Raw genomic sequence first — 25,962 nt, forward strand, 5'->3', positions numbered from 1 at the left:
GATACCTCTGGGCGAGCGCCGCCCCACGCAGGTGGCAGCCGCGCGTAGAGGCGAAGCGTAATTCAGGGAGAAGTCAGGTCGTGCCGCGCGGCTTACGTTCGAGCAGAGCCAGTACGGGTCTGACGGATGCCTCGAGCAGTGCGCGATCCGGCATGACGCGAGACATCACGCGCAGGCCGATCTGTACCGACAGCAGCGTGGCCGAAACGTCCCTGGCAGCGAGTGTCGGGTCGACAGTCCCGTCGGCCTGGCCCGCGCGAATGGTGCGTTCGAAGAAGTGACCGAGTGTAGTCAGTTCCTCTGCAACGATCGCCGCCAGTTCAGGGTCGTCAGCCGATGCGTCGAGCGCCGTATTGATCAGCATGCATCCACGATGCTGCGGATCGGAGACGCCACGCTCGATGCTTTCGGCAAAGAATGCTTCTAACGCCTGGGCCGGTGGAAGGGTGCCTTCCAGTCGAGCAATCCGTTCGCGCAGCGTGTGATTCAGGTAGTCCTCAAGCGCCTGCAGGAACAGTGTGCGTTTGTCGCCAAAGGCGTTGTAGAGGCTAGGTTGAGTCAGTCCCATCGCCTGCGTCAGTTCGCGGGTCGAGGTGGCGTTGTAGCCCTTGGCCCAGAACGCGTCCTGCGCGGCGGAAAGTGCTGTTTGGGCGTCAAATTGGCGAGGTCGTGCCATGGCAGTGAGATTCTGTATCGAATGATATGAAACGTATTTTAGATAGATCGATACAAAATTCAAGGGCGATCTTTCGCGTAGAGCCTGAGGAATGTGGAGAGGGTTCGATCAGTGATCTGCAGGCGATATGTTGTGCCAGTTGGATCCCGGCTATGCAAGCCGAGCCCGGCGCAAGGCTAGCGGCGTCACGCCCACATGCCGCCGGAAAACGCGCGTGAAGTGAGAGTCGTCAGTGAAGCCGCACCTGCGGCCAATGGCAGCCACGGTGAGGCGATTGAACGCCGGCGATGACAATTGGCGCACGGCGATATCGATGCGGGCCTTCATCAGCAGGAAGCCAAAGGTCTCGTTTTGAGCGGCCAGTACGCGATGCAGGGATCGCACCGAAATTCCCAGGTCTGCTGCCACCTGCGGCGCGACCAGCGTGGACTCGGTGCATCGCGAACGAATGCAGTCGAGGATTCTCTCGTTCAGCGGCTTCGAGGTCTCGTGTTTATGCGTGGCGACCTGATCTGGTCCGCTCGACGCCAGAAGAATCAGCGCACCGAGCTGGTCCACGATCAGCCGGGGCGGGAGCGGCGCATTGAGGATTGCGGTGGGCTGCAATGCCGCGATGAATGTGTTCAGCGCCACTGCCCAGCGCGAGTCAGCGCCAAACTGCCTGCCGACCACTGTGCCTGTCTGAGGGACCCACTCGCTTAGCCACTGCGGATCGAAGCCGATATTGACGAAGTCGTAGTCGAAAGCGATATCGAGGCTTAGCGCCTGCTGGGAATCCGTAATGAATGAATCCATGGGGCGCATCGAAACTCTCGACTGGTAGCCCAGGTTCCAGGGAACGTTTCGGCTGAGCACCAGATTCAGGCAGCGTGCGCGTTGTCGTGAAATCTCAGCGGCCGTGCTCCGCGCGATATGGGGGGAGCCTGCCACATGCATCACGGTAATGGGACCGAGCGCCAGAGCCTCGATCTTCGCGCTCAGATCGGGCGAATAGGGCGTTTCGAACTGGAACGGAATGATGGCCGACTCGGTGGCGGCCTGGAAGTACTCACGTCTTTGCGTCGCTGGGACCAGATCGGTGCTCCAGCGTTGTAGTTGCCCAAGCTCGTTCCCCATCCTTTTTCCCCACTCATGGATCGTCGTCGGCGTGGCTGGCACGTAGCGTCCACGCATTCTGTGTTGCTGTCATGAATAGTCAATCCATCAAAGCATATCAAGGGCACTCTGCAATTGCCGATTGACTGGAGCCGGGCCGGCGCCCTTAGCCGGTTGCATTGGGGACTTCGCGCGAAATGTGCCGCATAATCATCTTTCGCTTTTGCCCCTGCGGACCGTCTGGATCTGGCACCGATCGAACATGGCTTCGGAGGTGGCAATGCAGTATCTGAATGGCTTGGACGCGAAGGTTGGTGATGTGGTGATGCTTGGCGACCGTGAAACCGGCGTGGTCGTGTGCAGTTTCACCAATGCGGAATATAGCCCGGGATATGAGTCATTCATGAGGCGACATGCGTGCGAGGGAATCTTGATTGATTTCCCGACCTACGGGCTGATGCACTTCAAGTTCGCAGAGGTCGGACTCACCCTGCTGTCCCGGCGGCCTGGCTAGGCAAGCTTCATCCGGTGACATCTCGTTGCCTTGGCAGTGCCGCGGCGCAGGCTACCCGGTGGTCTCTTTGAGGGCTTATGCCTCGCTTCCTCCATAAACTGCGACTCTGTAAGGGGTAGTAATGCTAGAGAGTCCGGGTCGACTGTGCAAGGACGACGCTGATTCCCGCACCCACACCCCGGGCTTTTCAATTCTTCCTTGCTTTTATAACTACGACTCGTAGAATCGTAGTATTGCAGTTGACACTTGTCATTGCTGAAGAAAACGGGCGCGCGATGCAGGTGCGGCCGGATCACTCAAACCAGGGATTGATGCAGGAGTTTGAAAATGTCCAAACGCATTCTTGTGATTGGCGCCGGCTTCGCCGGCATGTGGAGCGCGCTGGCTTCGGCCCGGCTGCTCGATGAAGTGGGACGCACGGATATCGAGATCGTGTTGGTGGCGCCCGAGGCGGAACTGCATGTGCGGCCGCGCCTCTACGAGCAGAATCCAGGCGGAATGAAGGCGCCGCTGCAGGAGATATTCAAGGCCGTTGGCATTCGGTTTGTACAGGGTTACGTTGAGCGGATCGATGTGGCGAATCAGCAGGTGGAGGTCAGCAGCGCAGCGGAGACATCACCCGTCGTGCTTGGTTTCGACCGACTTGTGCTGGCCGCCGGAAGCCGCCTGTTCAAGCCGCAGATTTCCGGGCTGGATGAACATGCATTCAACGTCGATCAGGTGGCTTCCGCCGCAACGCTAGAAGCCCATATCGAGTCGCTGGCGACGCGTCCGGCCAGCATCGCCAGGAACACGGTCGTGGTTGCAGGCGGAGGCTTTACAGGCATCGAGACGGCGGCGGAAATGCCTGCACGTTTGCGCGAGGTCCTGGGAGACGACGCGCAGGTCAATGTAATCATCGTCGAGCGAGCCGGCGAGATTGGTCCGGATCTGGGGGCCGGACCACGACCAGTCATCATCCAGGCGCTGACGGAGCTTGGCGTCAAGTGGAAGCTCGGGTCTGGTGTTGCGGCCGTGGACGCGGCTGGTGTGACGCTGGAGAGTGGTGAGCGTATCGAAGCCTCGACGGTCATCTGGACCGCCGGTGCGCGTGCCAGCAAGCTCACGGCTCAAGTCCCTGCCGAGCGCGACGGCTTTGGCCGTCTGCACGTCGATAACTATCTGAAGGTCAGGGGGCTTGAGACGGTCTATGCGACGGGCGATGTCGCATATGCAGCTGTTGACGATGCCGGTAACTACGCCATGATGTCATGCCAGCATGCGATGAACCTTGGGCGGTCCGCCGGACACAACGTGGCCGCGGACCTGGTTGGTGACAAACAAATCCCATACAGCCAGCCAAAGTACGTGACCTGCCTGGATCTGGGCCCCTGGGGCGCGGTGTACACGGAGGGCTGGGAGCGCGAGGTGAAGCTGGTTGGTGCCGAGGCCAAGGCGTTGAAGACGAAGATCAACACCGAGTGGATCTATCCGCCAAGCGCGGATCGCGCCGAGGCACTGGCCTCGGCGGACCCGCGTCGAATCGTGGTGGCGTAACGAGTAAACGAGGCAAGACGGATCGTCTTGCCTCGTTGTTCCTGAAGGAGTGACGAAGACCGCGCAGCTTGGGGCGCTCCCGCGGTCTTGCCGGGTCCGACAAGCTCTCGGGAGGTCAATCGTTCGAAGCATTCGAGAAGACCTTTTTCGAACAAGCACGCCCGACGTCGCTCCTCAAGCGATTCACTACCCCTGAAGAGGTTGCGAATCTGGTTGTTTATGTCTGCTCGCAAGCGTCTTCCGCGACAAATGGCGCTGCACTGCGTGCGGATGGTGGCGTGGTTCGTGCCGCTTTCTGAGCAGCCTGTCAAATGAGAATCGCCTTCCATCTGGAAGGCGATTTTTTATGCACGATTGCGCGTCCGTACGGACTTGCGCGCGGGCGGCAACGACTCTTCGGACTTCTCGCCGCGACGGTTGACGGACCGGGCCGTCAGCCATTGGACCACCTGCGTCCCGTAACTGTTGGGTGCCTTGTCGATGGCGCGATTGGCAATGTCGAGTAGCGTGTGTTGCCTGAGTTCATGCCGCATCGCCTTTTCCGCCGATTGCATGACAGCATGGATCGAGCACACACCGCGCGTGGCCCAGGCGGGTGGTGCTTCGTCGAACACCGCGCAGCGGTCGCGGATCTCCAGACAGTCGAACAGCGGCTTGTCGCCATCGATGGCGACGACGACGTCGTGCACTGTGATCTTGTCTGCAGGCCGCGCCAGGCTGAAGCCGCCTCGTATGCCTTCGGTAGCGACTACGAGATTTGCCTTCGCCAGCTTGGTGAACAACTTCGCCAGATAGTCAGCGGGGATACCCTGCAGTTCCGCGAGATCCCTCACGCTAGCGGTTTCCACCGACGCCTGTGAGCGCGACAGGTAAAGGAGGCAATGCAACCCGTATTCCACACCGGTGCTGATGAATGACATGGCAACTAAGAGTTATCGAATCGTAGTTGTCAGGTTATACAGGTACACGCTGATCCGCAAGCAAATGTATGTTTGGCGAGCACCTGCGATTTGTTCTGATGTACCCAGGATCGTACCGACGACAGCTAGTGGGCAGCGGATGCCGCACCGGACGCCGCGCCACGCGCTGGCTTGGTCAGCCAGATCAGTGGAACAATGGCGACGAAGATGACGGCTGATATCCAGAAGATGTCGTTCAGGCCCAGCATGATCGCCTGGGTATTGAGCTGTCTTTCAAAGTAGGCGGTCGCCTGGCCAGGGGATAGGTGCATTACGGACTGGATGGCCTCCAGCGCGGCACTGTAGTTCGGATTACCAGGGTTCGCCTTTTCGACTAGTTGTGCGTGATGCAGTATGGCGCGGTCGTTCCACACAGTGGTCGCAAGTGACGTTCCCACAGCGCCGCAGAACACGCGGACAAAGTTCGACAGTCCGGCCGCGGCGGGGATCTTGTCTGGTGGGAGACCGGAAAGAATGATGGCCGTCAACGGAACAAAGAACAATGCTGTTGGAATGCCCTGCAGCAGCGTTGGGAGAACCAACGTGAATGTGTCGACTCCCGTCGTGTAGTGGGAGCGCATGAAGAACACCGCGGCAAAGCCGAGAAACGAAAGGGTGGAGAGAATGCGCAACTCGGCTTTTGGCATCAGTTTGCCAAGGACCGGCGCAAGCACCACCGCGAAGATGCCCAATGGCGCCGTGACAAGGCCGGCATTGACGGCTGGATAGGCGAGGTACTGCTGCATCCATTGCGGCAGCACGACCAGATTCGCGAAGAAGACCGCGTAGGCCACCGATATTGCGATGGTTCCGGCCAGGAAGTTGCGTCCTTTAAACAGCCTCAAATCGACGATCGGATTGGCTTCGGTCAGTTCCCAGATCACGAAGAACAGGAAGCCGAGTAGGGCGACAATGGCCAGGCTGATGATCACCGGCGAAGCGAACCAGTCGAGATCCTTGCCTTTGTCGAGCATGATCTGAAGGGCTGCCACCCAGGTGACAAGCGCTGCCAGTCCTATGGCGTCGATCGGGAGAATACGGGTTGTTGTCTCGCGGCTACGATAGATCGCCCAGGTGACTGCGGCAGCAAACAGCCCAACGGGGATGTTGATGTAGAAGATCCATGACCAGGAATAGCTGTCAGTCATCCATCCCCCCAAAGCCGGGCCGGCTATTGGTCCCACGGTAGCGGTCATCGCCCACAACGCGAGTGCCTGACCGCTTTTCTCCTTGGGATAGGACCCCAGGAGAATTGCTTGCGAGAGCGGAATCATCGGACCCGCGACGGCTCCCTGAAGGATTCGCGCCGCGAGAAGAAAAGTGAGATTGGGCGCGACGCCGCATAGCCACGACGACAGGACGAACAGCAGAATCGATCCCACGAACAGACGGATCTGCCCCACGCGCTGGGTCAGCCACCCCGTCAGTGGAATGGCTACCGCATTGGCGGCCGCGAACAGCGTGATCACCCAAGTGCCTTCATCCACGGAGACGCCGAGGTTGCCAGAGATAGTCGGGATGGCGACATTGGCAATGGATGAATCCAGCACGTTCATGAATGTGGCCAGCGCGACGGCCAGACTGCCCATTGCCAGCTTGCCACCGGTCAGCGGCGGCGGTAATTCGCTTGTCATCGGATTTGGCATGATGCCCTCAGTTAGCGTTGGCGACTACGGTTTCACGAGGCCCTGGCGAGTGCCGAAGGACTGGCCACCGGCCGCGCATTCCTGGTCGTTTCGTTTCGCGTGGAGTTGTCGCTGTTGCTATTGCTGTTCCGGGCGATGATCCGATCGATCTCGCTGTCGGCTTCCGCACCGTAGCGTTCGAACACATCGGTGCGATAGGCGGTGCGAATTGGTGTGCTTGTGCCCTTGGCGGGGGAAAGCTCTCCGCCGCGCTCCCTGGTCTCCACATCGACCTGCATAGACAGGCCAACCTGCAGTGGGTGCGCGCGCAGTTCCACCGGATCCAGTGCGATCCGCACGGGCAGTCGCTGGACGACCTTTATCCAGTTGCCAGTCGCGTTCTGCGCTGGTAGCGCGGAGAACGCGCTACCGGTGCCCGCGGAGAAGCCGACGACCTTGCCGTGATAGGTCACCTTGCCGCCGTACAGATCGGCGTGGAGTTCTACTGGCTGGCCAATTCGAATGTGCTTGAGCTGAACCTCCTTGAAGTTGGCATCTACCCAGACTCCATCGAGAGGCACGATGGCCATGAGTGGATTGCCAGGCGCGACACGTTGACCGACTTGCACGGATCGACGGGCGACATAGCCGGTCACGGGAGCGGGCAGCGTGTTTCGCGCATTGGCGAGATAGGCATCCCGCACGCGTGTGGCGGCTGCTTGAACACTGGGGTGATCGGCCACGCTAGCCTGGTCGGTCAACGCATGGTTCGAGGCGAGCTGTTGCTTCGCCGTTTCCAGCGCGGCTTCGGCAGCCTTCACGGTGTCCCTTGCGTGCGCGACGTCCTCCGCGGCAACCGCGCCACTTTCCGAGGCTTCGGTTCGACGCCGCAGATCATCTCGCGCCCGGGAAAGGTCCACCTGCCGCTGTTGAACAGTTGCAGCCAGCGTGTTGTTGTTGACATATAACGCACTTACCTGGCGAACGGTCTGCCCGAGCGCCGCCTCGGCGTTGGCCAGAGCGATGCGAGCGTCTGCGGGATCAAGCGTGACGATCGCATCGCCCGCCCTGACGATCTCCGTGTCGTCGGCATTGACTGCGACAACCGTCCCGCTCACCTGAGGGGTGAGTTGCACCAGATTGCCGTTGACGTAGGCGTCATCGGTGTCTTCGTGAAAGCGTGCCACGCTGTAGTAGTACGCGCCGTAGCCTGCCGCTGCCACCAGAGCGCCCAGCCCAAGCAGGGCCAGCAGACGCTTGCGGGTTCTCGGCGCGCCGGACGCGGCCTTGGGATTGTCAGTGGGGTTCGGGTTGGTCGTGGTCATCATGTCACCTGTATCTGTGGCGTGGCGGCTCACCGGGTTGTGTCCGCGCTTTGTGTGTCGTCGGCCGTGTACCCGCCGCCGAGGGCCGCTGCCAGCGCAATCTGGCGGTCGCGTCGTTGCATTCGGAGCGTTGTCACGGTCTGGCTACTGGCCAATGCCGTGGTCTGCGCATTCAGCACCGTCAATTGCGTGGTCAGGCCGGCGCGGTACTGCGCCATCGCCAGGTTCAAGGCGCGTTGCGCGGCCTCGTCGGTTCGGACCGCGTTGATGATCTGGGCGTCGACGGAGCGAATGTCCGACAGTTGCGTGGCCACATCGGTCAATGCCTGGATCAGGGTGTCGTTGTAATTCGCCACGGCAAAGTCGAAGTCGGCGTAGCGTCCTTTTAGTTGCGCCCGCAGTGCGCCACCGTCGAAGATCGGCAGGTGGATGGCAGGGCCGGCGGAGACCGTGCGGCTCGCCGCATGCAGAAAGCGTCCCCACCCGAAAGCATCGAGGCCGATGGCAGCGCTCAGATTGATGTCTGGGTAGAACTCGGCTTTCGCCACCTTGATGTCGTGAGTGGTGGCCTCCACTCTCCAGCGCGCGGCGACGATGTCGGGGCGGCGTGCCAGGAGGTCTGCCGGAAGGTTGTCAGGCAGATGAATTTCTTCGGAGCCACCGAGTGCCGGCTTGGCGATGGCGAGCCCGCGGTCCGGGCCTTTGCCGAGCAGCGCGCCAAGTTGGTAGCGGGTACGCTGGATACTTCCCTCAAGGGCCGAAACGGAAACCTGCGCCGCCGCGAGGTTCGCTTCGGCAGTCTGTTGCTCCACGGCGGTATCCAGTCCCATCCGGACCCGACCGCGTGTGACCCGCAGGACTTCTTCGCGTTGCGTGACTTCATCGCGCGCAATATCCAGAAGCGCGTACAAGCGGGCGAGCTCGTTGTAACTGCGGGCGATGGCCTGACTCAGGCTCAGTCTTACCTGCTCCGCTTCGGCCTCCGTCATGTGGACCATCGAGACCGCGGAACGGAGGGCTTCGCGATTCTTGCCCCAAAGATCGAGCTCGTAGGACGCACTGATGATCGCCTTGTTTTCCGATTGCCACGTGCCGGCAAAGGCTGGCGGTATAAAGGTGCTTTCAGTCAGTCGCTGGCGAGTCCAGGAATACCCCGCGCCTACCTGAGGGAGGGTGTTCGCATTGGCGCTTTCGCTGAATGCCACGGCCGCCGCAATACGGGCACGTGCCTTGTCGATGGATGGGCTACCCGCCAAGGCTTCGTCGATCAGGGCCTTGAGTTGCGCATCGCCAAACTGTGATGCCCAGTCCGTGGCGGGCCAATGCCCTCCCTCGGACGGCAGGCTTTGCGCAGTGGCAATCTGCGTCGGCAGTGCCATCTCCTTGTCGCTATGAATGCCCGCATAGTTCGCGCATCCGGCAAGTACTGCGGCCACTATCGTTGAGAGCGCGAGCAGTGTGGCGCGCTGCTTCGCCTGGGGTGATTGCCAAACCATTTTCCGACTCATCAATTGGTGTGGTGGATAAAGTGACTGGACGTGCATCCCTGAACTGATTTCGCCGTCCGCATATTTAACTGACTGGACAATAGTTGCCTAGGCAAATAAATTCAAGGCGCGCAGCGATGGATTCTTTCAATCGGCTCGATTGCGAAAACCGATGCGCGGTATTGGCCTCGGCGGCCGATGCGCGAACGACAAAAGCGATGACAGGGCGACGCGTCGCCCTGTCAATCTGGGGTGGATTTCAGGACGGGCGGCAGCGTCGCGACATCAGGCCGGGCGGCCCAACTGCATGTCCGGGCTCCCGGTGCCTAGCGAGCGTCCAGCGGCAGCTTCACCGGCATGTTGCCCTCCGCAATCCCGTAGACAAGCAACTTCGCAGGCTTGGTGGAACTGGCATTGCGGGACACCAGGTGCTTTGCGCCTGGCGGTTCATACCAGGCTTCTCCCGCCTTGTAGACGCGGGCGGGTTGGCCATCGAGCTGGGATTCCACTTCACCGTCGAGCACATAGGCAAAGATCGAACCTGGATGTCGATGTGGTTCAGAGGCTTGCCCCGGTTCGTAGGCCACCGTGATCATGAACACATGACGTCCTTTGGCCTCGGGGATGTCCTGCTTCATCACCGGCGTTGTTGTCTCGTGTCCGGCTTCGTGCGCAAGTGCCGGCCTGGTGGCTGCCATGGTGCAGAGCAGCATGGCAGCAATCAGGGGCACCTGAAGCACATTGCGACGTATGGCGAGCGCTGTCATGGCGGACCTCACGCTGGTGTCTTGCGGAACGAAATCGCGAAGCGGTTCCACGTATTGATGGTCGAGATCAGAAGCGTCAGGTCCACGAGTTCAGCGTCGTCGAAGTGCGGCCGCACGGCGGTCCAGACTTCATCTGGCACATGATTCTGAGATACGAGCGTGACGGCTTCGGTCCAGGCCAGCGCCGCGCGTTCGCGATCTGTGAAGAAGGGTGTTTCGCGCCAGACGGACAGCGTGGCAAGGCGGCGATCGTCTTCTCCTCCCTTGCGCGCGTCCGCGGTATGAAGGTCGATGCAGTAGGCGCAGCCGTTGATCAGGGAGGCGCGGAGCCGAATCAGTTCCACCAGGGACTTCTCGAGGCTGGATTCGCTGATGCGCTTTTCCAGCCCAAGCAGCGCCTTGATGGCGTTCGGGTTGGCATTGTAGAAATCGAGACGTTGGGTCATGACTTTTTCCTTGGCTTGTTCATATGCGTGCCGGCTGGCACGCCTCAGACGCAAGCTTAGGCAATGAAGTGGTGACCTTTTAGTACCGATTTATGGCTATTTTGAGGTGACCAATTTTTCGACGCACGCCATCAACGCCGGGTGGCGCGAAGTGTTTCACCGAGTTGGGTCAGGCCACTCCGTATATCGTCCACACCGATGCCGCCGTAGCCAAACAGAATGCCTTGCCGCGAAGGCTGGGTATTGAACATCCTGGAAATGCCGTACAGGCCCACCGATGCCTGGTTGGCCCGGGCAATGATGTCTGCTTCGTTTGTATCGTCGGCCAGTATCGCGACCAGATGGATGCCGGCCACGGACGGTAGCGGCGTGAAGACGTCGGCCAGGTCACCCTGCAGGTACTCCAGCAGCGTCGCGCGTCGCCTGGCGTACTCCCGGTGCATGTGGCGCAGATGCTTGGCGAAGTATCCGTCCAGCATGAACTTGCCCAATGCGGTCTGCATCAGGGTGCTGCTATGCCAGTCACTGACCTGTTTGGCCTTTCGAAGCGTGGCCGCCAGGGACGACGGCGGAATCATGTAGCCAATCCGCAGTTCCGGAAAGATGGTCTTCGAAAACGTGCCAACGTATGCAACGACTCCGGCGTTGTCGAGACTCTTCAATGATTCCATCGGTCTGCCCTCGAAGCGGTATTCGCCGTCATAGTCATCCTCGATCACGAGAGCGCCTCGCCGGTGCGCCCATTCGAGCAGGGCAAGGCGACGCTCAAGCGTCATCGGCATGCCTAGCGGAAACTGGTGGGACGGCGTGACATAGACCATCCTCGCCTTCGACGGCAGGGCATCCACCCGCAGACCGTCCTTGTCGACCGGTACGTCGATCACCCTGGCGCCCGCCGCGGTAAAGACGCTTCGCGCGGGCGGATAGCCGGGATCTTCCACCGCGATCACATCGCCTGGCCGGATGACCGCGCGCGCCAGCAGTTCAATGGCCTGTTGCGCTCCGTTGGTAACGATGACGTCCTGCCAGTTGCTGACCACCGCGCGGCTCGAAGCCAGATAACGCGAGATGGCCAGACGCAGTTCCTGATCGCCCGATGGGTCGTGATAAGAACCGTTTCCGCGCGCCTGGATGCGCAGCGCGTGGCTAACGCATTTGCGCCATTTGTCGAACGGAAACAGGCGCTTGTCGGTGACGCCGCCTACGAAATCGAAGCGTGCCGGCATGTCTTTCCGGCTCGCGGGCAATGCCTCGGGTAGCGTTTCCCACACCGCTCCAGTGGCCTGCACGATCCGCTCGCGCGGCGGCGTAGGCGCCAGGCGCGTCATCTCATCGGACACGAAGGTTCCGTCGCCGGTACGAGACCGCAGATAGCCTTCGCCGATCAACCGCTCGAACACATCGAGCGTCGTCTTTCTGGAGACGTCGAGCTCCGACGCCAGCGTGCGTGTGGAGGGTAGGCGTTCTCCTGGCGCGAGCCGTCCGTCGACGATGCTGGCGCGAATCTGTCGATAGATCTGACCAGCCAGGTCACGGCGGCCGCGGAGCTTGATGTGGGCGTTCATCTTGTAGGCGCGAATGGCGATTCCGCCGGATTCTAGGGCTAGTTGCGGCGTTGAAGAGGAGTACGCGGCCCGAAACCACACTGGCGATGTGGGGTCTCGGCGTGTTCGTTGTGTTTTGTATCGATCGATCTATAATAATTTCGTAGCAATCGATACAAAATTGGCCGAAGCGAGGGCGCTCCGGCACGGAACCTGGATATGCAATGTCACACAAGACTTTCCTGATCACCGGTGCGAGCAAGGGAATCGGCCGGGCGTTGTCCCATCGCCTGGCGGCTGCCGGGCACAAAGTGATCGGCGTCGCGCGTAACGCCGACCCCGGTTTCCCCGGCATTCTGGTGCCCATCGATCTCACGGACCCGGTTGCCACTGAACATGCGCTGACGACACTGAGGTCCGAGCACGTGATCGACGGTGTCGTGAACAACGTGGGGTTCATCGAGCTTGCGCCACTTGGCAATATCGACCTGGATGCCATGGACGACATGTTTCGGTCGAACCTGCGGCCAGCCGTTCAGCTTGTCCAGGCGCTGTTGCCGGACATGCGGGAGCGGGGTTGGGGCCGTATCGTGAACCTGTCGAGCCTTGTCGTGCTGGGCGTTGCGAACCGCTCCGTCTATGCCGCGGCCAAAAGCGCCATGATCAGCTTCACACGAACGTGGGCACTCGAACTCGCACCCACCGGGATCACGGTGAATGCGGTCGCGCCGGGGCCTGTTGAAACCGAAATGTTCCGTGCCAATACGCCACAGGGCAGCGATGCGGAGAAGCGATTTCTGTCCATGGTGCCGATGGGGCGTCTGGGCAAGCCGGATGAACTGGCCGCCGCGATCGAATTCCTGCTTTCCGAGCCTGCCGGCTTTATTACGGGGCAGACGCTGTTCGTGGATGGCGGCGCGTCGATTGGCAAGGCAGCGCTCTAGCGCCCGGGACAGTGCCCCGTAGTCTTGCGATGGAAGGGCATGTTGCGGAGACGGCCGGTGGCACCGCCGAAGGCCGGCGAGACATCTTGTGGCCTCGTTGGCCCCTTTGTGCTCTTTGGCCCCTTTGGGCCGATTGGCACGCAGCGGCCAGACGATCGTGTCATCTGGCACTTATATCCCGGTTGCGCTGGTCGCGCGCGGGCACACTGGCATCAAATCCCATGAGATGACCGCCGATACCAGACCGGTATTGGCGGCCGTTCCGACCATGAGGTCTAGCCATGCGTGCCCAATCGCCCCTGTTGATCAGGAACTGGTCCACCAGCGATGTTCCGCAAAGCCAGCGGTACGACTACTACGCCCATGCATTGGCAACAGCGATCTTCCCGATCCAGTTGAGCGGGAGCGCGCCGAGTGCCTTTGGCGTGGACATGTCCGCGGCCGACCTGGGCGGCATGACAGTCATCCGCCAGCGCGGAACCCCGCACCGTTGCTTTGCCGACAGGGGCAATATCGCGAGAGCCGAGGGGCGAACATTCCACTTGCTTACCAGCACGCGATCCGCATGGACACTGGAGCACTTGACGCGCGAACGTCTGGGGCCCGGCGACGTCATCATGTGCGACTCGTCTATTCCGTTCAATCTCGAGATCGGCAACGATTTCAACATCGTTCACGTCGCGCTCTCGGAAGCCTGGATCCGGCAGTGGCTGCCCGCACCGTCCGTTCTGGTCGGCGCCAGGATAGACGCGAACGATAGCTGGGGCCGCGCGCTATCGGCATTCCTACAGAGTCTGGAACCCGCACGGCTCGCCGACTATCCGCTGCCACGGTCATTCATTGGCGACCACATCGGATCGCTGCTGGCGTTCCTTGCGCAAAGCAGGAGCGCAGTTCCACCGAAGCCAGCCAAAACCGAGGGTGCCGCGGTGCTGGATCGCATTCGCGACTGCATGGCCGGACAGTCGCGCGAGGCGACCCTGTGCGCGGCCGACGTCGCTGCAGCCGTAAGCATTTCGGTACGCAGTCTCCATCGCCACTTCGCAAGATCGTCCACGACGTTTGGAGCCGTACTGATGGCCATGCGATGCGCGGATGCGGTTCGGATGCTGGAATCATCGAGCTTCAGCAGGCTGACCGTCGCCGAGATTGGGCGGCGGGCAGGGTTTGCCGATGCCGCCCATTTTTCCCGGGTGATGCGTGCTCGCGTGGGGCACACGCCAAACCAGCTCCGCCGCGCGCACGCTGGCCCCTCGTCCCGCGACGATCCGAAGGAGGAGTAAGCCGTGAGCGCAATCGTGACTTGGTCGACCAACGCCGTTCCCCGAACGCAGCGACTTGACTACTTCGCCGCGGCGTTGTCCTCGGCCCTTGTCCCAATGCAGGTGGAGGCCACACACACGGGTGCGCTCGCCTCGCATATGTCGATGCTCGAAATCGATGACGTAGACGTGCTGTCGCAATGCGGATCCGCGCATCGGTCATTGCGCGGTCGCGCGGAGCTTGCGCGGAGTGGTGCACACACCTACCACCTCATCGTGAATCGACGCGCAGCCTGGTACGTGGAACATGCGGGCGCCACGCGTGTGCGGGCGGGGCAGGCATTCCTGATCGATTCGGCAAGGGCCAATCTCATCGAAATGCCGTCAGCCTACGAGGTCACCCACGTGAAGATGCCCGAAGCATGGCTGCGCCGCTGGGTGCGGGAGCCGAGCCGGATGGTTGGCCGGCCGCTCGGCGGCGAGGCCGGCCAAATGGATCATGCGCTGGCTGCGTTCGTGGCCGGGATGACGCCACACGCGCTGCGTGATGGACCGTTGCCGGCATCGATGATGATCGATCATCTCGGCGCCATGCTCGCCATGGCAAGCGGAACAACGGGAAGACCGATCGCGGCCTCGTCTGCCGCACTTGCGCTCTACAACAAGGTTTTCGCCTGCATTGCCAACCGGAGCGCGGAGCCCCTGCTGAGCGCGGGCGACATCGCGAATTCGCTGGCGATTGCAGAGAGCGAATTGCACAGTGTGCTCGCGTCGTTCGGCGACACCTTTGCGAGCTTGCTTGTCACGCATCGTCTCGCCAATGCGCGTCGGATGCTGGCGTCTCGCGCATTCGAGGCCTTTACTGTGCCCGAGATCGCGCTTCGCGCCGGCTTCTCTCGCGGCGCCGATTTGACGAATCTGCTTGAGCCCGGTGACACATCGGGCAGCGATGCCTGCCCAGCGCGGGATCGGCCGAAGCGTCTCCGATCCTCGTAGCGTCGACGCCGCTCCAATGGCTACCTGAAAATGAATCAAAAGTGGCTATGTGAAGTAACCGGGCTTCGGCCGTAAGCTCCGGCACCAGCACGTTTCATCGTTCGCCTCGAACTCACCAGCGGATTCACGTCGGATACGCGTTGCCTGCGAGTCTTCATGAATACAGTCGCCATCCTGATGTCGGCGTTTCTGCTTTCAGTGTTTGCCCTCGGGGCATTCATCTGGAGTATGCGGAAGGGCCTGTTCGATACCTCGCCGGCCGCGGCACGCGTGATCTTCGCCGATGAGGAGGCTGGGCACTCGGAAGACCCAGCTTCGGCGCGCCATGGAATTGTCGACCGGTCGCGCGAAGAAGCCGACCGGTCATCCGCGCCAGTCGTGTTCCTGTTCATCTGTTGCGCGATGGTATGGCTTCTGGTTGCTTCGGTCGCCGGCCTGACCGCGTCGATCAAGCTGCACGAGCCCGATCTGCTGGCTTCGGTGCCATGGCTGTCTTTTGGTCGGATACGCACGATTCATTTGAACGCGGTGGCCTATGGCTGGGCGCCGATGGCGGGGCTTGGCATCGCGATGTTTCTGCTGCCGCGCCTACTGAAGACCGAGCTGATGGGCGGGCGCTGGGCCGTGCTGGGGGCCGCGCTCTGGAATGCCGGGTTGATCGCGGGTATCGGCAGTATCGCGGCGGGCATTTCCGATGGACTCGAATGGCTGGAGATTCCCTGGCAGGTTGACATCCTGTTCGTGATCGGCGGAGCTTTCGTCGGCTTTCCCCTTGTGTTGACGCTGGTGAATCGCAAGGTCGACCACCTCTATGTTTCCGTCTGGTACATGGGATGCGCGTTGTTCTGGTTCCCCGTGCTCTTTCTCGTTGCCAACATTCCGGGTCTCCATTTCGGCGTGGAGCAGGCCACTATGAACTGGTGGTTCGGGCATAACGTGCTGGGTCTGTTCTACACGCCGCTTGCGCTTGCCTCGATCTACTACTTCCTGCCGAAGATCATTGGGCAGCCTGTCAGGTCTTATGGCTTGTCATTGCTTGGGTTCTGGGCGCTGGCTTTCTTCTACGGACAAGTGGGCGGGCACCACCTGGTGGGCGGACCGGTACCGGGGTGGCTGATCACACTGTCAATCGTGCAGAGCATGATGATGTTGATTCCAGTCATCGCGTTCTCAATCAACCAGCACCAGACGCTACGAGGCCATTTTCGCCAGCTGATCGAATCCCCGACGCTTCGGTTCGTGACTTTCGGCGGCATGATGTACACGCTGAGCTCGATTCAGGGTTCCTTCGAGGCGTTGCGAGCCGTCAATCGCGTCACCCACTTCACGCACTACACGGTCGCACACGCGCATCTTGGCCTCTATGCCTTCGTGAGCTTCGCGTTCTTTGGCGCGATCTACTTCATCGTGCCGCGTATCACCGGTCGCGAGTGGCCGTACCGTTGGATGATCTATTGCCACTTCTGGCTGGCTGCCGGCGGGATCTGCGTCTACTTCGTCAGTCTGACCATTGGCGGTTGGCTGCAGGGCATGGCCATGCTTGATGCCGCTCGTCCGTTCATGGATTCGGTGCAGGTGACCATTCCTTATCTGAAGGCGCGGTCGGTGGGCGGCACGATGATGCTGGCCGGCCACCTTTGTCTTGTTGCGAACTTCGTATGCGCGATCTTCGGGTTTGGTCCCAAGCGCGATCGTCCTGCGCTGTTTCACCAGGGCGGCAAGCCGGAGCAGGGAGTGGAAACATGAACAACGAAAACGCACTGCTTGCAGGTGGCATGACGATGCTGGCGATCGCCACCAGCGCATTGGTCGTGATCCCGTACCTGCAGTTGCACGACGTGAAGCCAACGCCAGGCCTGAAGCCGTACACCACAGCGGAGTTGCGTGGGCGCGGCGTGTATATCGCCAATGGCTGCATCTACTGTCATTCGCAGCAACCACGAGACAGCAGTTTCGCGCCCGATGCCAAACGTGGCTGGGGGCGAGCCGCCGTTGCCGGCGACTACTACTACGACAGCCCCCATCTTCTCGGCACCATGCGAACGGGGCCGGATCTGATGAACATCGGGGTGCGCCAGCCCAGCGCAGACTGGCATCTCGGCCATCTGTACCAGCCCCGTGCCTATGTCAGCGGCAGCATCATGCCGAGCTATCCATACCTGTTCGATGCCAAGGACGCTCCCGATGCCGGCGAGAAGGCCATCACCTTGCCACCAGGCTACGCGCCAGTTGGCAAGGTGATTGTTCCCACTGCGGCGGCGCTGGATCTTGTGGCATACCTGCAGTCACTGAACCGGACCGGGCCCGTATTGCCACCGATCAATGGCGCTGCGGCGCGCTGAAGGCAGGAGACTGCAATGACCGATGTTCGGGAAACACGGCAGGCCGAGGCGGCGCGTGCGCGCGAGCATGAAGACCCGCATGAGAATCAGGCGCCCATTCCGCGCTATGTGCTGGCAATGGTTGCCGTTCTGGTGGCATGGGGGGCGTGGTACATCGCCACGGCTCCAATCAATCAGGCGCCTGAACTGGGCGATCGCCGCACGCTGGCGGACCTGCGCGGCAATGCGAAGGGCGCTGGAGCGAAGGTCGACGGCGCCGCAATCTTTCAGAGCCGCTGCGTGGCTTGCCACCAATCCAATGGACAAGGCTTGCCCGGCGTCTTTCCGCCCCTGGCCGGATCGGAATGGGTCAACGGTAACGAGTCCCGTGTCGCACGGATTGTATTGCGAGGCGTGACCGGCAAGCTGACCGTCAAGGGCGCGGTCTATAACGGGGCGATGCCGGCATTTGCCGACCAGCTTACCGATGCCGAGATCGCGGCCGTACTGACACATGTACGCGTCCAGTGGGGAAATAGTGCTTCGGCAATTTCGGCGGAAGCCGTTGCGGCATCGCGTGCCGACACTGCCGGAATGAAAGGATCCTTCGATGGCGACGCCGCGCTTGGCGGGTCCGGCGGCTAGGCCGTGGCTGGCGCTTGCCGCCGTACTGGCGGCGGGCATCGGCGGGCTGCACGCGCTGACCTACGGGTTGTCGGCCTGGACACTGGACGAGCGGCGTGACCTGCGGATCGCGTCGCTGGATCTTCGAATGCCAGCGACTGCAGTGCGGAACCAGCAAGGGCATGGTGTGCAACTGTTTTCCGGAAACGCGACGTCGACGGTGTACATCGTGGATTTCATCTACACACGCTGCAATACCGTATGTAGCGCGCTGGGCGGCGAGTTCGCGCAGTTGTCTCACCAGGTCAAGGCCGATGGCTTGTCAGGTCAACTTGGTCTTGTTTCGATCTCACTCGACGCGCGCGATACGGCTGGCGACTTGAAAACGTACGCAGCAACGTATCGGGCGAGCTTGCCAGAGTGGGAGGTGGTCACCGCAAGCGATTCGCGCGAACTGAACGCGTTGCTACGCCAGGCGGATGTGATAGCGATCCCGGATGGGATGGGCGGCATCACGCATAACGGGGCACTCGACGTGGTTTCCGCGAATGGTGTGGTTTTGGCCACGTATCCAATGGAGCAATTTCAACAGGCGTATTTGTTTGCACGAAGCGTCGTGCGTCAGGCGGCGCGATGAGCAGGAAGTCATGGCATTTCGTTCTGCTGATTCTCCTGATTCCGGCGCTGCCCCCGCTCCGTGACGTCGTCGAGGCATCGATGTCTTCGCTGATGTTGTGTCTGCTGCCATGTCTGGCCGCGGCGGGTTGGGCCTTCGCCGAGCTATATGTCATAAGTCGCCGGAGCCTAATGGACGCGATGCGGCCCTACGGACTCGCTCTCTGTACCCTGTGCACATTTTCATATGGCGTCTGGATGGTGCCCATTGCCATTGACCTGTCCAGAATGTCGATGGCTACGGGCATTGCGCGCGATGCTTCGGTGTGCGTGGCGGGATTTTCGATGGCGCTTGCAATCCGCATTTCGCCGTGGCCCGTTTTACTCTTCTTCATTGGCAACTTGGTCTGGATGGGCGTGACAGTTGGATTGATCTTCGTTGAAGAGCCGGTGCGACTCTGCGCGAACTATCTGCTCGGAGACCAACATCAGGCCGGAGCTGGCATCGTCGCTTACTCGGCCGGCGCAGGACTATGGTTGCTTGGATGGGTTTTTCGCAAGGCGGGTCTTGCGGATCTGTCATCGGACATCTAGCTCGCTTCACTCCACATCACCGCCGTCGATCTGCAGGACGGTGCCGGTTGCGAAGCCGTTGGCAATCAGGAAGCGGCCCGCCTGGGCGAGTTCCGATGCAGTACCCACGCGACCGACCGGAAGACCCGCGCCGATGCCGTGTAGCACACTGGCGCGCGCGTCGGACGGCAGAAAGTCCCAGGTCGGGGAATCGACCACGCCCGGGGAGACGACGTTGACGCGAATCGGTGCCAGCTCCACGGCCAGCGTTCGCGCCAGTCCGTCGAGCGCCGCCACGATGCTGGCTCCTGCGTTGGCCTTGTACGCGGCGCCTTCAGCCAGTGAACGCAGAATGGTTCGACGGACCGGTCGATACGAGCACGCTTCGCAGCTTCTCCCAATGACAGTGCCTGACCGACCCGTAGTAGTCCCTTGTTGCTGAGCTGGCAATGTCCGGTGACGCGCCAGGAAGGGACAGCGATGATCGATGGTGTCAAAGCTCCCGGAGAAACTCGACTAACGCTGCGTTGACGACGTCCGGTGCTTCTTGGGGTAACCAGTGTCCTGCCGTCGGTACCACATCAGACTTGCGCAGCTTTGGTACGATTTTGGGCATGGCATCGATGATTTCACGCATGCCAGGCATAGCGAGCCCTGTGTCTCTTTCGCCGACAAGGTAAAGGGCAGGCACTTCGATGCGAAGCCCCTCAAACGCTGCTTGCATTTCCCAGTTTCTGTCGAGGTTCCGGTAGTAGTTCAGGCCGCCTCGAAAGCTAGAGACATTGAAGGCGCGTACGAACGCTTCGAGATCGGAGGAGCCAAGCCAATCCGGCAATGACGGGAAATCACCGAGGGCATCGAGATATTGCTTGCCCCGGGGTACCAGTCCGAACGGGTTCGGAGTGCTGGCGCCGCGAACGCCGACATCGCCCGAGGCCGAAAAGTAGATCTTGCGAAGGGTCGCAGCAACGTCTCGCTTAAGCTCGCTTTCGGCGAGTCCAGGTTTGGAGAAGTAATGGGTGTAAAACCACGCTTGGTCGTTCTGCGGAAACAGGCGACTTGGCGCAAATGGCGCGCGGCCCATCATCGGAACGCCGAGCGCCACGACACCCCGAAATCGGTCGGGCCGGAGCATTGCCGCCTGCCACGCAATAGTCGCACCCCAATCGTTTCCGACGATGACCCCTTCGCTTTCGCCGAGTACGCCAACGAGCGCAACGAGATCGCCGACAACGTCAAGCGTCGTGTATTGCCCAATACCTTCAGGGCAGTCGCTCAACCCATATCCGCGCAAGTCTGGCGCGACAGCGTGAAAACCAGCTTGCGCCAGTGCTGCGAGTTGATGTCGCCAAGCATGCGATGTCTCAGGAAACCCGTGGCAAAGCAGCACCAAGGGCCCCTCGCCTTGCTCTGCGACATGCAGTCGGATGCCGTTGGCTTCAATAAAGTTCTGACGGTAGGCGCTCATCGTGGCTCGGAATCATGGTCGTTTACAGCACGCATTGCATTAGCGTAACATCAAACATTACGGAAACTCAATAGTTCTGCTTTCATGCGATTCGACACCCGATTGGCCCGACTCCTGCACGTTCTGGTGCACATGCATCTACGCGGTGGTTCAACCACGTCTGAGAACATTGCATTGATGCTGCACACCAACCCAGTTGTGGTTCGAAGAACGATGGCGGCGCTGCGCGATGCAGGTTACGTCCAATCCACGGGTGGACGAGGGGGCGGATGGGACCTTGCGAGAGACCTTGAGGACTTCACGGTAAAGGATGTCTACGTGGCGATTGCACACACCGCGCTTTTCGCACTCGGCCCTGCTGACGACAACCCGGCATGCCCGGTAGAGGCTGCGGTGAATCGCCACATCAATGAGGCACTGAGTTCTGCGGAGATGACGATGCTTCGGTTTTTTGGAGAGAAGCGCCTGGCCGAAATCGCCCGAGATGCTACCTCGTCGATATCAGGGAAACCCAGTGGCCAGGTCTAAGACCGCGTGAATTGACTGCCGCCAGAGCAATTGCCATGACCGCGCCGGAATTGCGTCCTTGCCACGCTCGATCTGTGCGGATGCCTGCGGTGAGAGCAGTTAGGCGAGTCGCCTTTCCCGGTGCGATGAAACGGTCTTATGTGCTGAATCTACGAACCAGTTCCGCAGTTCGATAGTTGAAATGCTTCCTTGTGTGCCACCAGGTGGATTCCTAAGATTGCCCAGTTTGCAATTGCTTGGAGTGGTACATGAGTTCGGTCTTCGAGGCCTCCTACGTCAACGGAGGTCGACGTTCGCTGTTGCGGGGAATCGGCGCTGCGGCGGCAGGTGTTTCAGGCGTGCTGCCCGGTCTGTCGCTGGCGCAACAGCGCGAACAGGCGACGCTAGCCACAGGCAGTGCTGGCTACACGTGGGCCCTGACAGCGGTGGCCGAGAGCGCCGGCTACTGGAAGAAGCGCAATGTGGACCTGCGCGTCCAGGACTTCACGACGGGCCGTGACGCCATGCAGGCGTTGCTGGGTGGCTCGGCGAACTTTTCGACGACGACGGATACGCCACTGGTATTTGCCGTGCTGCAGGGCCTCAAGCCGGCGGTACTCGCGAACTTCAGCCGCTACTCGTATGACATGAAAATCGTCGCCAGCGAGCGCAGTGGGATTGATCCCAGGAACCCGGCAAGTCTCAGGGGAAAGAAGATTGGCACCCCCGCTGGCACGTCGGGCCAGTATGCGCTGGCGAAGTATCTGGAGTTCGCCAAACTGGCACCAGGTGACATCACGCAGATCAATATCGCGCCTTCGGACCTGGTAGGTGCGCTGGTACGCGGTGATATCGACGCATTCTCCTGGACGGCACTGGCTGGCAGTGCCGCACAGCGTCAGAGTGGCGGGAAGGTGGTGTTTCTCACCCAGAATGGCTACGAGAAGTACTTCCGTAGCCATCAGTTGCTGCTGGTCAATCAGGCCACGCTCAGCAGTCGAAAGCCCCTGCTGTCCGATGCAGTCAATGCCTTGCTTGATGCGGAGAACCATATCCACACCAACGCAGCCTGGCCGGAGCAGGTGTCGAGCCGCGTTCGCAGCACGCCAGAAGAGATCCGCCAGTTCACCTCTACGTTCGAGTTCAAGGTGGAGTTCAACAAAAGCTTCGTCGAAGATCTGGTCAGCCAGGCCCAATGGGCCATCGACAACAAGCTTGCCCCTCGTCCCACGGGCGATTTGCGGGAGCTGTTTCGCAGCGTGATCCACGACGAGACGTTGAAATCCATCAACCCGAGCCGTGTCAGTCTGGGGTGATCGTGTATGGGTGAGCTTATTCAGTTCCAGCACGTCTCGCAGTTCTTTGCGGTACGCGATTCCACGCCGACACAGGCGTTGAACGAAGTATCGCTGGACGTTCGCGCCGGAGAGTTCGTTTGCCTGATCGGCCCGTCGGGCTGTGGCAAGACCACGCTGATGCATCTGCTGGCAGGCTTTGTGAAGCCGACCGCTGGTGCGGTGCGCTTTCGCAGTGAGCTAGTGAGGGGGCCGGGCCCTGAGCGCGGCGCCGTGTTCCAGGAGTACGCGCTGTTTCCCTGGATGACCGCGCGCCAGAACGTGGAGTTCGGCTTGCGTGCGTTGAAGGTGGATGCCGGGGAGCGCAAGCGGCGTGCACTGCAGGCGTTGGAGCGGGTACATCTGTCCCATGCGGCGGATCGCTATCCCAATGAACTGTCTGGTGGCATGCGCCAGCGTATTGCCGTGGCGCGCTCTCTGGTCGTGGAGCCTCAGGTGCTGCTGATGGACGAGCCATTTGCCGCAGTGGACGCGATGACGCGGGCGTCGCTGCAGAATGATTTGCTGCGTCTTTGGCAGGAGACCGGCGTGTCGGTGCTGTTCGTTACCCACAACATCGATGAAGCAATCTTCCTCGCGCAGCGAGTGGTGGTCATGGCCGCGCACCCTGGAAGCGTCAGGGCCGATATTGCAATCGAGTTGCCGTACCCGCGCCAGCGCGGTTCGCTGGAGTTCGCGCAGCACTATGCCGAAATCGAGTCGGCGCTGGCGGAAGGTTACGAAAGGCGTGCAGGATGAGTTTCCCGAGTATTGCGCAACCCGAACTGGGCGCGGAAGGCAGGCGTCAAGGTGGCGCGGCAGCCACAGTCGCCGACACGGTGTCGCTGGCCGAGCGATTCCAGCAAGATTCCGAACGACAGGAGCGAAGCCGGCGTCGCGGACGCATCGCGCTGAATCTGCTGGGCGTGGCCTTGTTTCTCCTCGCATGGGAGGCGATTCCGCATGTGTTCGAGTGGATCAATCCGGCGCTGTTTCCGCCGCCGTCCAAGGTGCTGGAGGCCGCTATCCCCTTGATTCGGTCAGGTGAACTCTTCGGGCACATCGGCATGAGCTTGTTGCGTGCCATATCAGGTTTTGTCATCGCTCTGGTGCTGGGCATTTCCGTGGGTGTGCTGACCGCACGCATTCCCTTGCTGCAGTATGTGAGTGAACCAGTGCTGCATGGCTTTCGCTCAGTGCCGTCGCTGGCCGTGGTCCCGCTGGCAGTGCTGTGGTTCGGCATAGGCGAGGCACCCAAGGTTGCGCTGATTGCCTGGGGAGCGTTCTTCCCGATCTGGATTACCACCTTCATTGGCGTGCGCGACACCAACGTGGTGTACCTTCGTTCGGCGGCTTCCCTGGGGGCGGGGCGGTTGCAGCAGCTGTTCCTCGTAGTACTGCCGGCGGCATTGCCATTTATTCTGGCCGGCGTCCGTCAGGCGCTTGCGGTGTCGCTGGTCGTGCTGGTTGCCGCGGAACTCTCCGGGTCGACACAGGGCATTGCCTACATGATGTCGCTGGGACATCAGCTCTTCCAGGTGGAGATCATGTTCATCGGACTCGTGCTGCTGGGCGTGTTCGGTTTCCTGGCGGATCGCTTGTTCCTTCTGGTGACGCGCAAGCTGTTCCCGTGGTATCACACGGTCAGCTAAGACATGGGAGCGACACGAGGTCTGCTCGTCCTGCATAACGGGCAGATCCATACATTCGACGCCCGGCACCCGCGCGCCCACGCAATCGCGCTGCGCAACGGTAGCGTGGTGGCGCTGGATGACGCTGCCATGGCGCTCGCGCAGCAGGCCGAAGCCGTACGCGACCTACAAGGTGCGTGTGTCATTCCAGGCTTTAACGATACCCACGCGCACATGGAGCGAGAAGGGCTGAAGACGCTTCGCCCTTCGCTTGCACAGGCCCGCAGCGTGGCGGACGTGTTGAACGTCGTTCGCGAGCGGGCGCGATTGACGCCGAAAGGGCAGTACATCGTCACCATGCCGGTGGGTACGCCGCCTTACTACTTCGGCGGGCCCGCACAGTTGCGGGAGGCGCGCATGCCCACTCGCGAGGAGCTCGACGCAGCCGCACCGGATCACCCGGTCTACATTCCGGCGCACTTCGGCAACTGGGGCAAGCCGCCGGGACGCGCGGCACTCAACAGTCTGGCGCTGCGGAGGAACGGACTCACGCCTGCCAGTCAGTCACGCTGCGTCGGCGTGGAGATCGGGCTGGACGCACAGGGGCAACTGAACGGCGAGATCGTCGAACACAACAATCGCCCGACGATTGAGTTTGACTTGCTTCCGGATGTGCCCCGATTCGGCTTTGCCGAGCGGATTCAAGGGCTACGTATCTCACAGCGCCTTTATCATGCGCAGGGCGTCACCAGCATCTACGAAGGCCATGGCTCGGCGCCGGAGACAATCTCCGTGTATCGCCGGTTGTGGGAGGAGGGGGAGCTGACCATGCGCACCAGCCTGGTGGTGAGCCCAACGTGGGACAACCTGACTGAGGCGGCACGTGCGATGCGGGATTGGCTGGCAGTGGCCCGTGGGCGAGGTCTTGGTGACCCGTGGTTGCGCGTGAGCGGCGTCCATCTGGCCTATGGAGGTGACGCCGCCGTGGCCTGTTGCGCGCGGCAGGACTTGCCGAACACCGGATGGTCGGGCTTCGTCGAGCAGGCCGTGACGCCGGCAGACTATCGGGCCCTGTGTTTCCTCGCGGCCGAGCATGATTTGCGAGTCAACACCATTGTGGGCGATCGTCTGCATGAGATCGTTCCGGTGCTTCGCGAAGTGGACGCAAGATTTCCGCTGAACGGGCGCCGATGGGTGATGCAGCATATTGCCCGTGCGCGTCGCGAGGACTTGCTGGCGCTGAAATCGCTTGGCATTCTGGCCACCACTATTCCGACGTATTGCCTCTGGAAAGGTGGCAGCGCCTATCTCGACGAGACGGACGGTGGAAACGCCGTAGTGCCACATGCTACGTTCGAGGAGTTGGGGCTGACGTACGCCCTTGCGACCGACAACATCCCCTATCAGCCGTTTTTCACCCTCTGGGTGGCGGCACGCAGGCAGGAGCGCGTCAGTGGCCGTACCATCGGGCCCGGGCAGGCACTGTCTCTGCAACAGGGCCTGGCTGCGTTCACGGTGGCAGGTGCGCGGCTGACGTTCGACGAAGACTGGAAGGGGCCGCTCTATCCCGGCTACGCGGCCGATCTGGCAGTGCTGTCGGATGACCCGTTTTCGCAGGAGCCCGAAGAATGGAAGACATTGCACAGCACGCTCACCATCGTGGGAGGCCGGGTGGTGCATGAAGCCGAAGCGGCTTGAGTGAGGCCCGGGAGC

26 protein-coding genes and 1 pseudogene are annotated in these 25,962 nt (G+C 61.2%); 16 read left to right on the forward strand and 11 right to left on the reverse strand.

The window, feature by feature from the left end; translation table 11 throughout:
* Positions 1–73: 73 nt before the first annotated feature.
* Both RMET_RS22215 and RMET_RS22220 read right to left on the reverse strand, forming a co-directional pair.
* On the reverse strand, positions 74–676 hold the full coding sequence (locus RMET_RS22215) for a TetR/AcrR family transcriptional regulator (RefSeq protein WP_011518798.1): 603 nt from the start codon (positions 674–676) through the stop codon (positions 74–76).
* Between the two features lie 150 nt (positions 677–826).
* Positions 827–1,834 (reverse strand): helix-turn-helix transcriptional regulator, encoded by a 1,008-nt coding sequence (locus RMET_RS22220; RefSeq protein ID WP_232310529.1) that lies wholly within the window; start codon positions 1,832–1,834, stop codon positions 827–829.
* A 217-nt stretch (positions 1,835–2,051) separates the two neighbouring features.
* On the opposite strand from RMET_RS22220, the gene RMET_RS22225 reads away from it, so the two are divergent.
* The 3 genes and pseudogenes from RMET_RS22225 to RMET_RS32715 form a co-directional block, all read left to right on the forward strand.
* Positions 2,052–2,285, forward strand: a complete 234-nt coding sequence (locus RMET_RS22225; protein ID WP_029309508.1) for a hypothetical protein — start codon at positions 2,052–2,054, stop codon at positions 2,283–2,285.
* A 327-nt stretch (positions 2,286–2,612) separates the two neighbouring features.
* Positions 2,613–3,821, forward strand: coding sequence for an NAD(P)/FAD-dependent oxidoreductase (locus RMET_RS22230; protein WP_011518800.1), 1,209 nt, complete (start codon positions 2,613–2,615; stop codon positions 3,819–3,821).
* A gap of 98 nt (positions 3,822–3,919) precedes the next feature.
* A pseudogene (locus RMET_RS32715) lies at positions 3,920–4,120 on the forward strand (SDR family oxidoreductase); the annotation flags it as partial.
* A 45-nt stretch (positions 4,121–4,165) separates the two neighbouring features.
* On the opposite strand, the gene RMET_RS22235 reads toward RMET_RS32715, so the two are convergent.
* The 7 genes from RMET_RS22235 to pdxR all read right to left on the reverse strand — a co-directional run bounded on the left by RMET_RS22235 (position 4,166) and on the right by pdxR (position 11,995).
* Complete coding sequence (locus tag RMET_RS22235; RefSeq protein ID WP_011518801.1) at positions 4,166–4,741, reverse strand: RrF2 family transcriptional regulator; 576 nt, start codon at positions 4,739–4,741, stop codon at positions 4,166–4,168.
* A 125-nt stretch (positions 4,742–4,866) separates the two neighbouring features.
* Positions 4,867–6,426, reverse strand: a complete 1,560-nt coding sequence (locus RMET_RS22240) for a DHA2 family efflux MFS transporter permease subunit (RefSeq protein WP_011518802.1) — start codon at positions 6,424–6,426, stop codon at positions 4,867–4,869.
* A gap of 32 nt (positions 6,427–6,458) precedes the next feature.
* Positions 6,459–7,733, reverse strand: a complete 1,275-nt coding sequence (locus tag RMET_RS22245) for an HlyD family secretion protein (protein ID WP_035822478.1) — start codon at positions 7,731–7,733, stop codon at positions 6,459–6,461.
* A gap of 26 nt (positions 7,734–7,759) precedes the next feature.
* Positions 7,760–9,226 carry an efflux transporter outer membrane subunit gene (locus RMET_RS22250; RefSeq protein ID WP_035822472.1) on the reverse strand — a complete coding sequence of 489 codons (1,467 nt, stop codon included), beginning with the start codon at positions 9,224–9,226 and terminating at the stop codon, positions 7,760–7,762.
* 317 nt (positions 9,227–9,543) lie between these two features.
* Entirely contained in the window at positions 9,544–9,984 is a 441-nt protein-coding gene (locus RMET_RS22255) for a cupin domain-containing protein (RefSeq protein WP_011518805.1), read from the reverse strand.
* An 8-nt stretch (positions 9,985–9,992) separates the two neighbouring features.
* Positions 9,993–10,430, reverse strand: a complete 438-nt coding sequence (locus RMET_RS22260; protein WP_011518806.1) for a carboxymuconolactone decarboxylase family protein — start codon at positions 10,428–10,430, stop codon at positions 9,993–9,995.
* Positions 10,431–10,561: 131 nt separating this feature from the next.
* Entirely contained in the window at positions 10,562–11,995 is a 1,434-nt protein-coding gene (pdxR, locus tag RMET_RS22265) for a MocR-like pyridoxine biosynthesis transcription factor PdxR (protein WP_029309514.1), read from the reverse strand.
* Positions 11,996–12,198: 203 nt separating this feature from the next.
* Between pdxR and RMET_RS22270 the strand changes: the two genes are divergently transcribed.
* The 8 genes from RMET_RS22270 (at position 12,199) to RMET_RS22305 (ending at position 19,330) form a co-directional block, all read left to right on the forward strand.
* Positions 12,199–12,918, forward strand: coding sequence for an SDR family oxidoreductase (locus RMET_RS22270; RefSeq protein WP_011518808.1), 720 nt, complete (start codon positions 12,199–12,201; stop codon positions 12,916–12,918).
* A 281-nt stretch (positions 12,919–13,199) separates the two neighbouring features.
* Positions 13,200–14,201, forward strand: coding sequence for an AraC family transcriptional regulator (locus tag RMET_RS22275; RefSeq protein WP_011518809.1), 1,002 nt, complete (start codon positions 13,200–13,202; stop codon positions 14,199–14,201).
* A 3-nt stretch (positions 14,202–14,204) separates the two neighbouring features.
* Positions 14,205–15,176, forward strand: a complete 972-nt coding sequence (locus RMET_RS22280) for an AraC-like ligand-binding domain-containing protein (protein ID WP_011518810.1) — start codon at positions 14,205–14,207, stop codon at positions 15,174–15,176.
* Positions 15,177–15,332: 156 nt separating this feature from the next.
* Entirely contained in the window at positions 15,333–16,922 is a 1,590-nt protein-coding gene (locus RMET_RS22285; RefSeq protein WP_011518811.1) for a cbb3-type cytochrome c oxidase subunit I, read from the forward strand.
* Positions 16,919–17,518 (forward strand): cbb3-type cytochrome c oxidase subunit II, encoded by a 600-nt coding sequence (locus RMET_RS22290; RefSeq protein ID WP_011518812.1) that lies wholly within the window; start codon positions 16,919–16,921, stop codon positions 17,516–17,518. The genes RMET_RS22285 and RMET_RS22290 overlap by 4 nt, the downstream gene beginning before the upstream one ends.
* A gap of 15 nt (positions 17,519–17,533) precedes the next feature.
* Positions 17,534–18,142 carry a c-type cytochrome gene (locus RMET_RS22295; protein WP_011518813.1) on the forward strand — a complete coding sequence of 203 codons (609 nt, stop codon included), beginning with the start codon at positions 17,534–17,536 and terminating at the stop codon, positions 18,140–18,142.
* Positions 18,108–18,758, forward strand: coding sequence for an SCO family protein (locus RMET_RS22300; RefSeq protein WP_029309516.1), 651 nt, complete (start codon positions 18,108–18,110; stop codon positions 18,756–18,758). Before RMET_RS22295 ends, RMET_RS22300 begins: the two co-directional genes overlap by 35 nt.
* Positions 18,755–19,330, forward strand: coding sequence for a hypothetical protein (locus RMET_RS22305; protein WP_011518815.1), 576 nt, complete (start codon positions 18,755–18,757; stop codon positions 19,328–19,330). Before RMET_RS22300 ends, RMET_RS22305 begins: the two co-directional genes overlap by 4 nt.
* A gap of 6 nt (positions 19,331–19,336) precedes the next feature.
* On the opposite strand, the gene RMET_RS34395 is transcribed toward RMET_RS22305, so the two are convergent.
* Both RMET_RS34395 and RMET_RS22315 read right to left on the reverse strand, forming a co-directional pair.
* Entirely contained in the window at positions 19,337–19,759 is a 423-nt protein-coding gene (locus RMET_RS34395; RefSeq protein ID WP_011518816.1) for an SDR family oxidoreductase, read from the reverse strand.
* A 43-nt stretch (positions 19,760–19,802) separates the two neighbouring features.
* Positions 19,803–20,777, reverse strand: coding sequence for an alpha/beta fold hydrolase (locus RMET_RS22315; protein WP_011518817.1), 975 nt, complete (start codon positions 20,775–20,777; stop codon positions 19,803–19,805).
* An 84-nt stretch (positions 20,778–20,861) separates the two neighbouring features.
* On the opposite strand from RMET_RS22315, the gene RMET_RS22320 reads away from it, so the two are divergent.
* The 5 genes from RMET_RS22320 to RMET_RS22340 all read left to right on the forward strand — a co-directional run bounded on the left by RMET_RS22320 (position 20,862) and on the right by RMET_RS22340 (position 25,947).
* Positions 20,862–21,305, forward strand: a complete 444-nt coding sequence (locus RMET_RS22320) for an RrF2 family transcriptional regulator (protein WP_011518818.1) — start codon at positions 20,862–20,864, stop codon at positions 21,303–21,305.
* Between the two features lie 248 nt (positions 21,306–21,553).
* Positions 21,554–22,600, forward strand: a complete 1,047-nt coding sequence (locus RMET_RS22325) for an ABC transporter substrate-binding protein (protein WP_011518819.1) — start codon at positions 21,554–21,556, stop codon at positions 22,598–22,600.
* Positions 22,601–22,606: 6 nt separating this feature from the next.
* Positions 22,607–23,377, forward strand: coding sequence for an ABC transporter ATP-binding protein (locus RMET_RS22330; protein WP_011518820.1), 771 nt, complete (start codon positions 22,607–22,609; stop codon positions 23,375–23,377).
* The gene (locus RMET_RS22335) at positions 23,374–24,270 is read left to right on the forward strand and encodes an ABC transporter permease (RefSeq protein WP_011518821.1); all 897 of its coding nucleotides are present in this window, start codon (positions 23,374–23,376) and stop codon (positions 24,268–24,270) included. The genes RMET_RS22330 and RMET_RS22335 overlap by 4 nt, the downstream gene beginning before the upstream one ends.
* A gap of 3 nt (positions 24,271–24,273) precedes the next feature.
* A complete protein-coding gene (locus RMET_RS22340) occupies positions 24,274–25,947 on the forward strand; it encodes an amidohydrolase (RefSeq protein WP_011518822.1) in 1,674 nt (557 codons plus the stop codon).
* The last annotated feature ends 15 nt before the right edge of the window (positions 25,948–25,962 follow it).

It is taken from the genome of Cupriavidus metallidurans CH34, assembly GCF_000196015.1.
In the GTDB taxonomy this organism is placed as follows: domain Bacteria; phylum Pseudomonadota; class Gammaproteobacteria; order Burkholderiales; family Burkholderiaceae; genus Cupriavidus; species Cupriavidus metallidurans.

What these genes read in the sequence shown, in the direction of transcription:
- RMET_RS22325 (WP_011518819.1), top strand. Translation starts at nt 21,554, where the DNA reads ATGAGTTCGGTCTTCGAGGCCTCCTACGTCAACGGAGGTCGACGTTCG.
- RMET_RS22250 (WP_035822472.1), bottom strand. Translation starts at nt 9,226, where the DNA reads ATGGTTTGGCAATCACCCCAGGCGAAGCAGCGCGCCACACTGCTCGCG.
- RMET_RS22320 (WP_011518818.1), top strand. Translation starts at nt 20,862, where the DNA reads ATGCGATTCGACACCCGATTGGCCCGACTCCTGCACGTTCTGGTGCAC.
- RMET_RS22340 (WP_011518822.1), top strand. Translation starts at nt 24,274, where the DNA reads ATGGGAGCGACACGAGGTCTGCTCGTCCTGCATAACGGGCAGATCCAT.
- RMET_RS22330 (WP_011518820.1), top strand. Translation starts at nt 22,607, where the DNA reads ATGGGTGAGCTTATTCAGTTCCAGCACGTCTCGCAGTTCTTTGCGGTA.
- RMET_RS22285 (WP_011518811.1), top strand. Translation starts at nt 15,333, where the DNA reads ATGAATACAGTCGCCATCCTGATGTCGGCGTTTCTGCTTTCAGTGTTT.
- RMET_RS22215 (WP_011518798.1), bottom strand. Translation starts at nt 676, where the DNA reads ATGGCACGACCTCGCCAATTTGACGCCCAAACAGCACTTTCCGCCGCG.
- RMET_RS22300 (WP_029309516.1), top strand. Translation starts at nt 18,108, where the DNA reads ATGGCGACGCCGCGCTTGGCGGGTCCGGCGGCTAGGCCGTGGCTGGCG.
- RMET_RS22240 (WP_011518802.1), bottom strand. Translation starts at nt 6,426, where the DNA reads ATGCCAAATCCGATGACAAGCGAATTACCGCCGCCGCTGACCGGTGGC.
- RMET_RS22295 (WP_011518813.1), top strand. Translation starts at nt 17,534, where the DNA reads ATGACCGATGTTCGGGAAACACGGCAGGCCGAGGCGGCGCGTGCGCGC.
- RMET_RS22225 (WP_029309508.1), top strand. Translation starts at nt 2,052, where the DNA reads ATGCAGTATCTGAATGGCTTGGACGCGAAGGTTGGTGATGTGGTGATG.
- RMET_RS22230 (WP_011518800.1), top strand. Translation starts at nt 2,613, where the DNA reads ATGTCCAAACGCATTCTTGTGATTGGCGCCGGCTTCGCCGGCATGTGG.
- RMET_RS22235 (WP_011518801.1), bottom strand. Translation starts at nt 4,741, where the DNA reads ATGTCATTCATCAGCACCGGTGTGGAATACGGGTTGCATTGCCTCCTT.
- pdxR (WP_029309514.1), bottom strand. Translation starts at nt 11,995, where the DNA reads ATGAACGCCCACATCAAGCTCCGCGGCCGCCGTGACCTGGCTGGTCAG.
- RMET_RS22260 (WP_011518806.1), bottom strand. Translation starts at nt 10,430, where the DNA reads ATGACCCAACGTCTCGATTTCTACAATGCCAACCCGAACGCCATCAAG.
- RMET_RS22255 (WP_011518805.1), bottom strand. Translation starts at nt 9,984, where the DNA reads ATGACAGCGCTCGCCATACGTCGCAATGTGCTTCAGGTGCCCCTGATT.
- RMET_RS22270 (WP_011518808.1), top strand. Translation starts at nt 12,199, where the DNA reads ATGTCACACAAGACTTTCCTGATCACCGGTGCGAGCAAGGGAATCGGC.
- RMET_RS22290 (WP_011518812.1), top strand. Translation starts at nt 16,919, where the DNA reads ATGAACAACGAAAACGCACTGCTTGCAGGTGGCATGACGATGCTGGCG.
- RMET_RS22315 (WP_011518817.1), bottom strand. Translation starts at nt 20,777, where the DNA reads ATGAGCGCCTACCGTCAGAACTTTATTGAAGCCAACGGCATCCGACTG.
- RMET_RS22335 (WP_011518821.1), top strand. Translation starts at nt 23,374, where the DNA reads ATGAGTTTCCCGAGTATTGCGCAACCCGAACTGGGCGCGGAAGGCAGG.
- RMET_RS22275 (WP_011518809.1), top strand. Translation starts at nt 13,200, where the DNA reads ATGCGTGCCCAATCGCCCCTGTTGATCAGGAACTGGTCCACCAGCGAT.
- RMET_RS22305 (WP_011518815.1), top strand. Translation starts at nt 18,755, where the DNA reads ATGAGCAGGAAGTCATGGCATTTCGTTCTGCTGATTCTCCTGATTCCG.
- RMET_RS22245 (WP_035822478.1), bottom strand. Translation starts at nt 7,733, where the DNA reads ATGATGACCACGACCAACCCGAACCCCACTGACAATCCCAAGGCCGCG.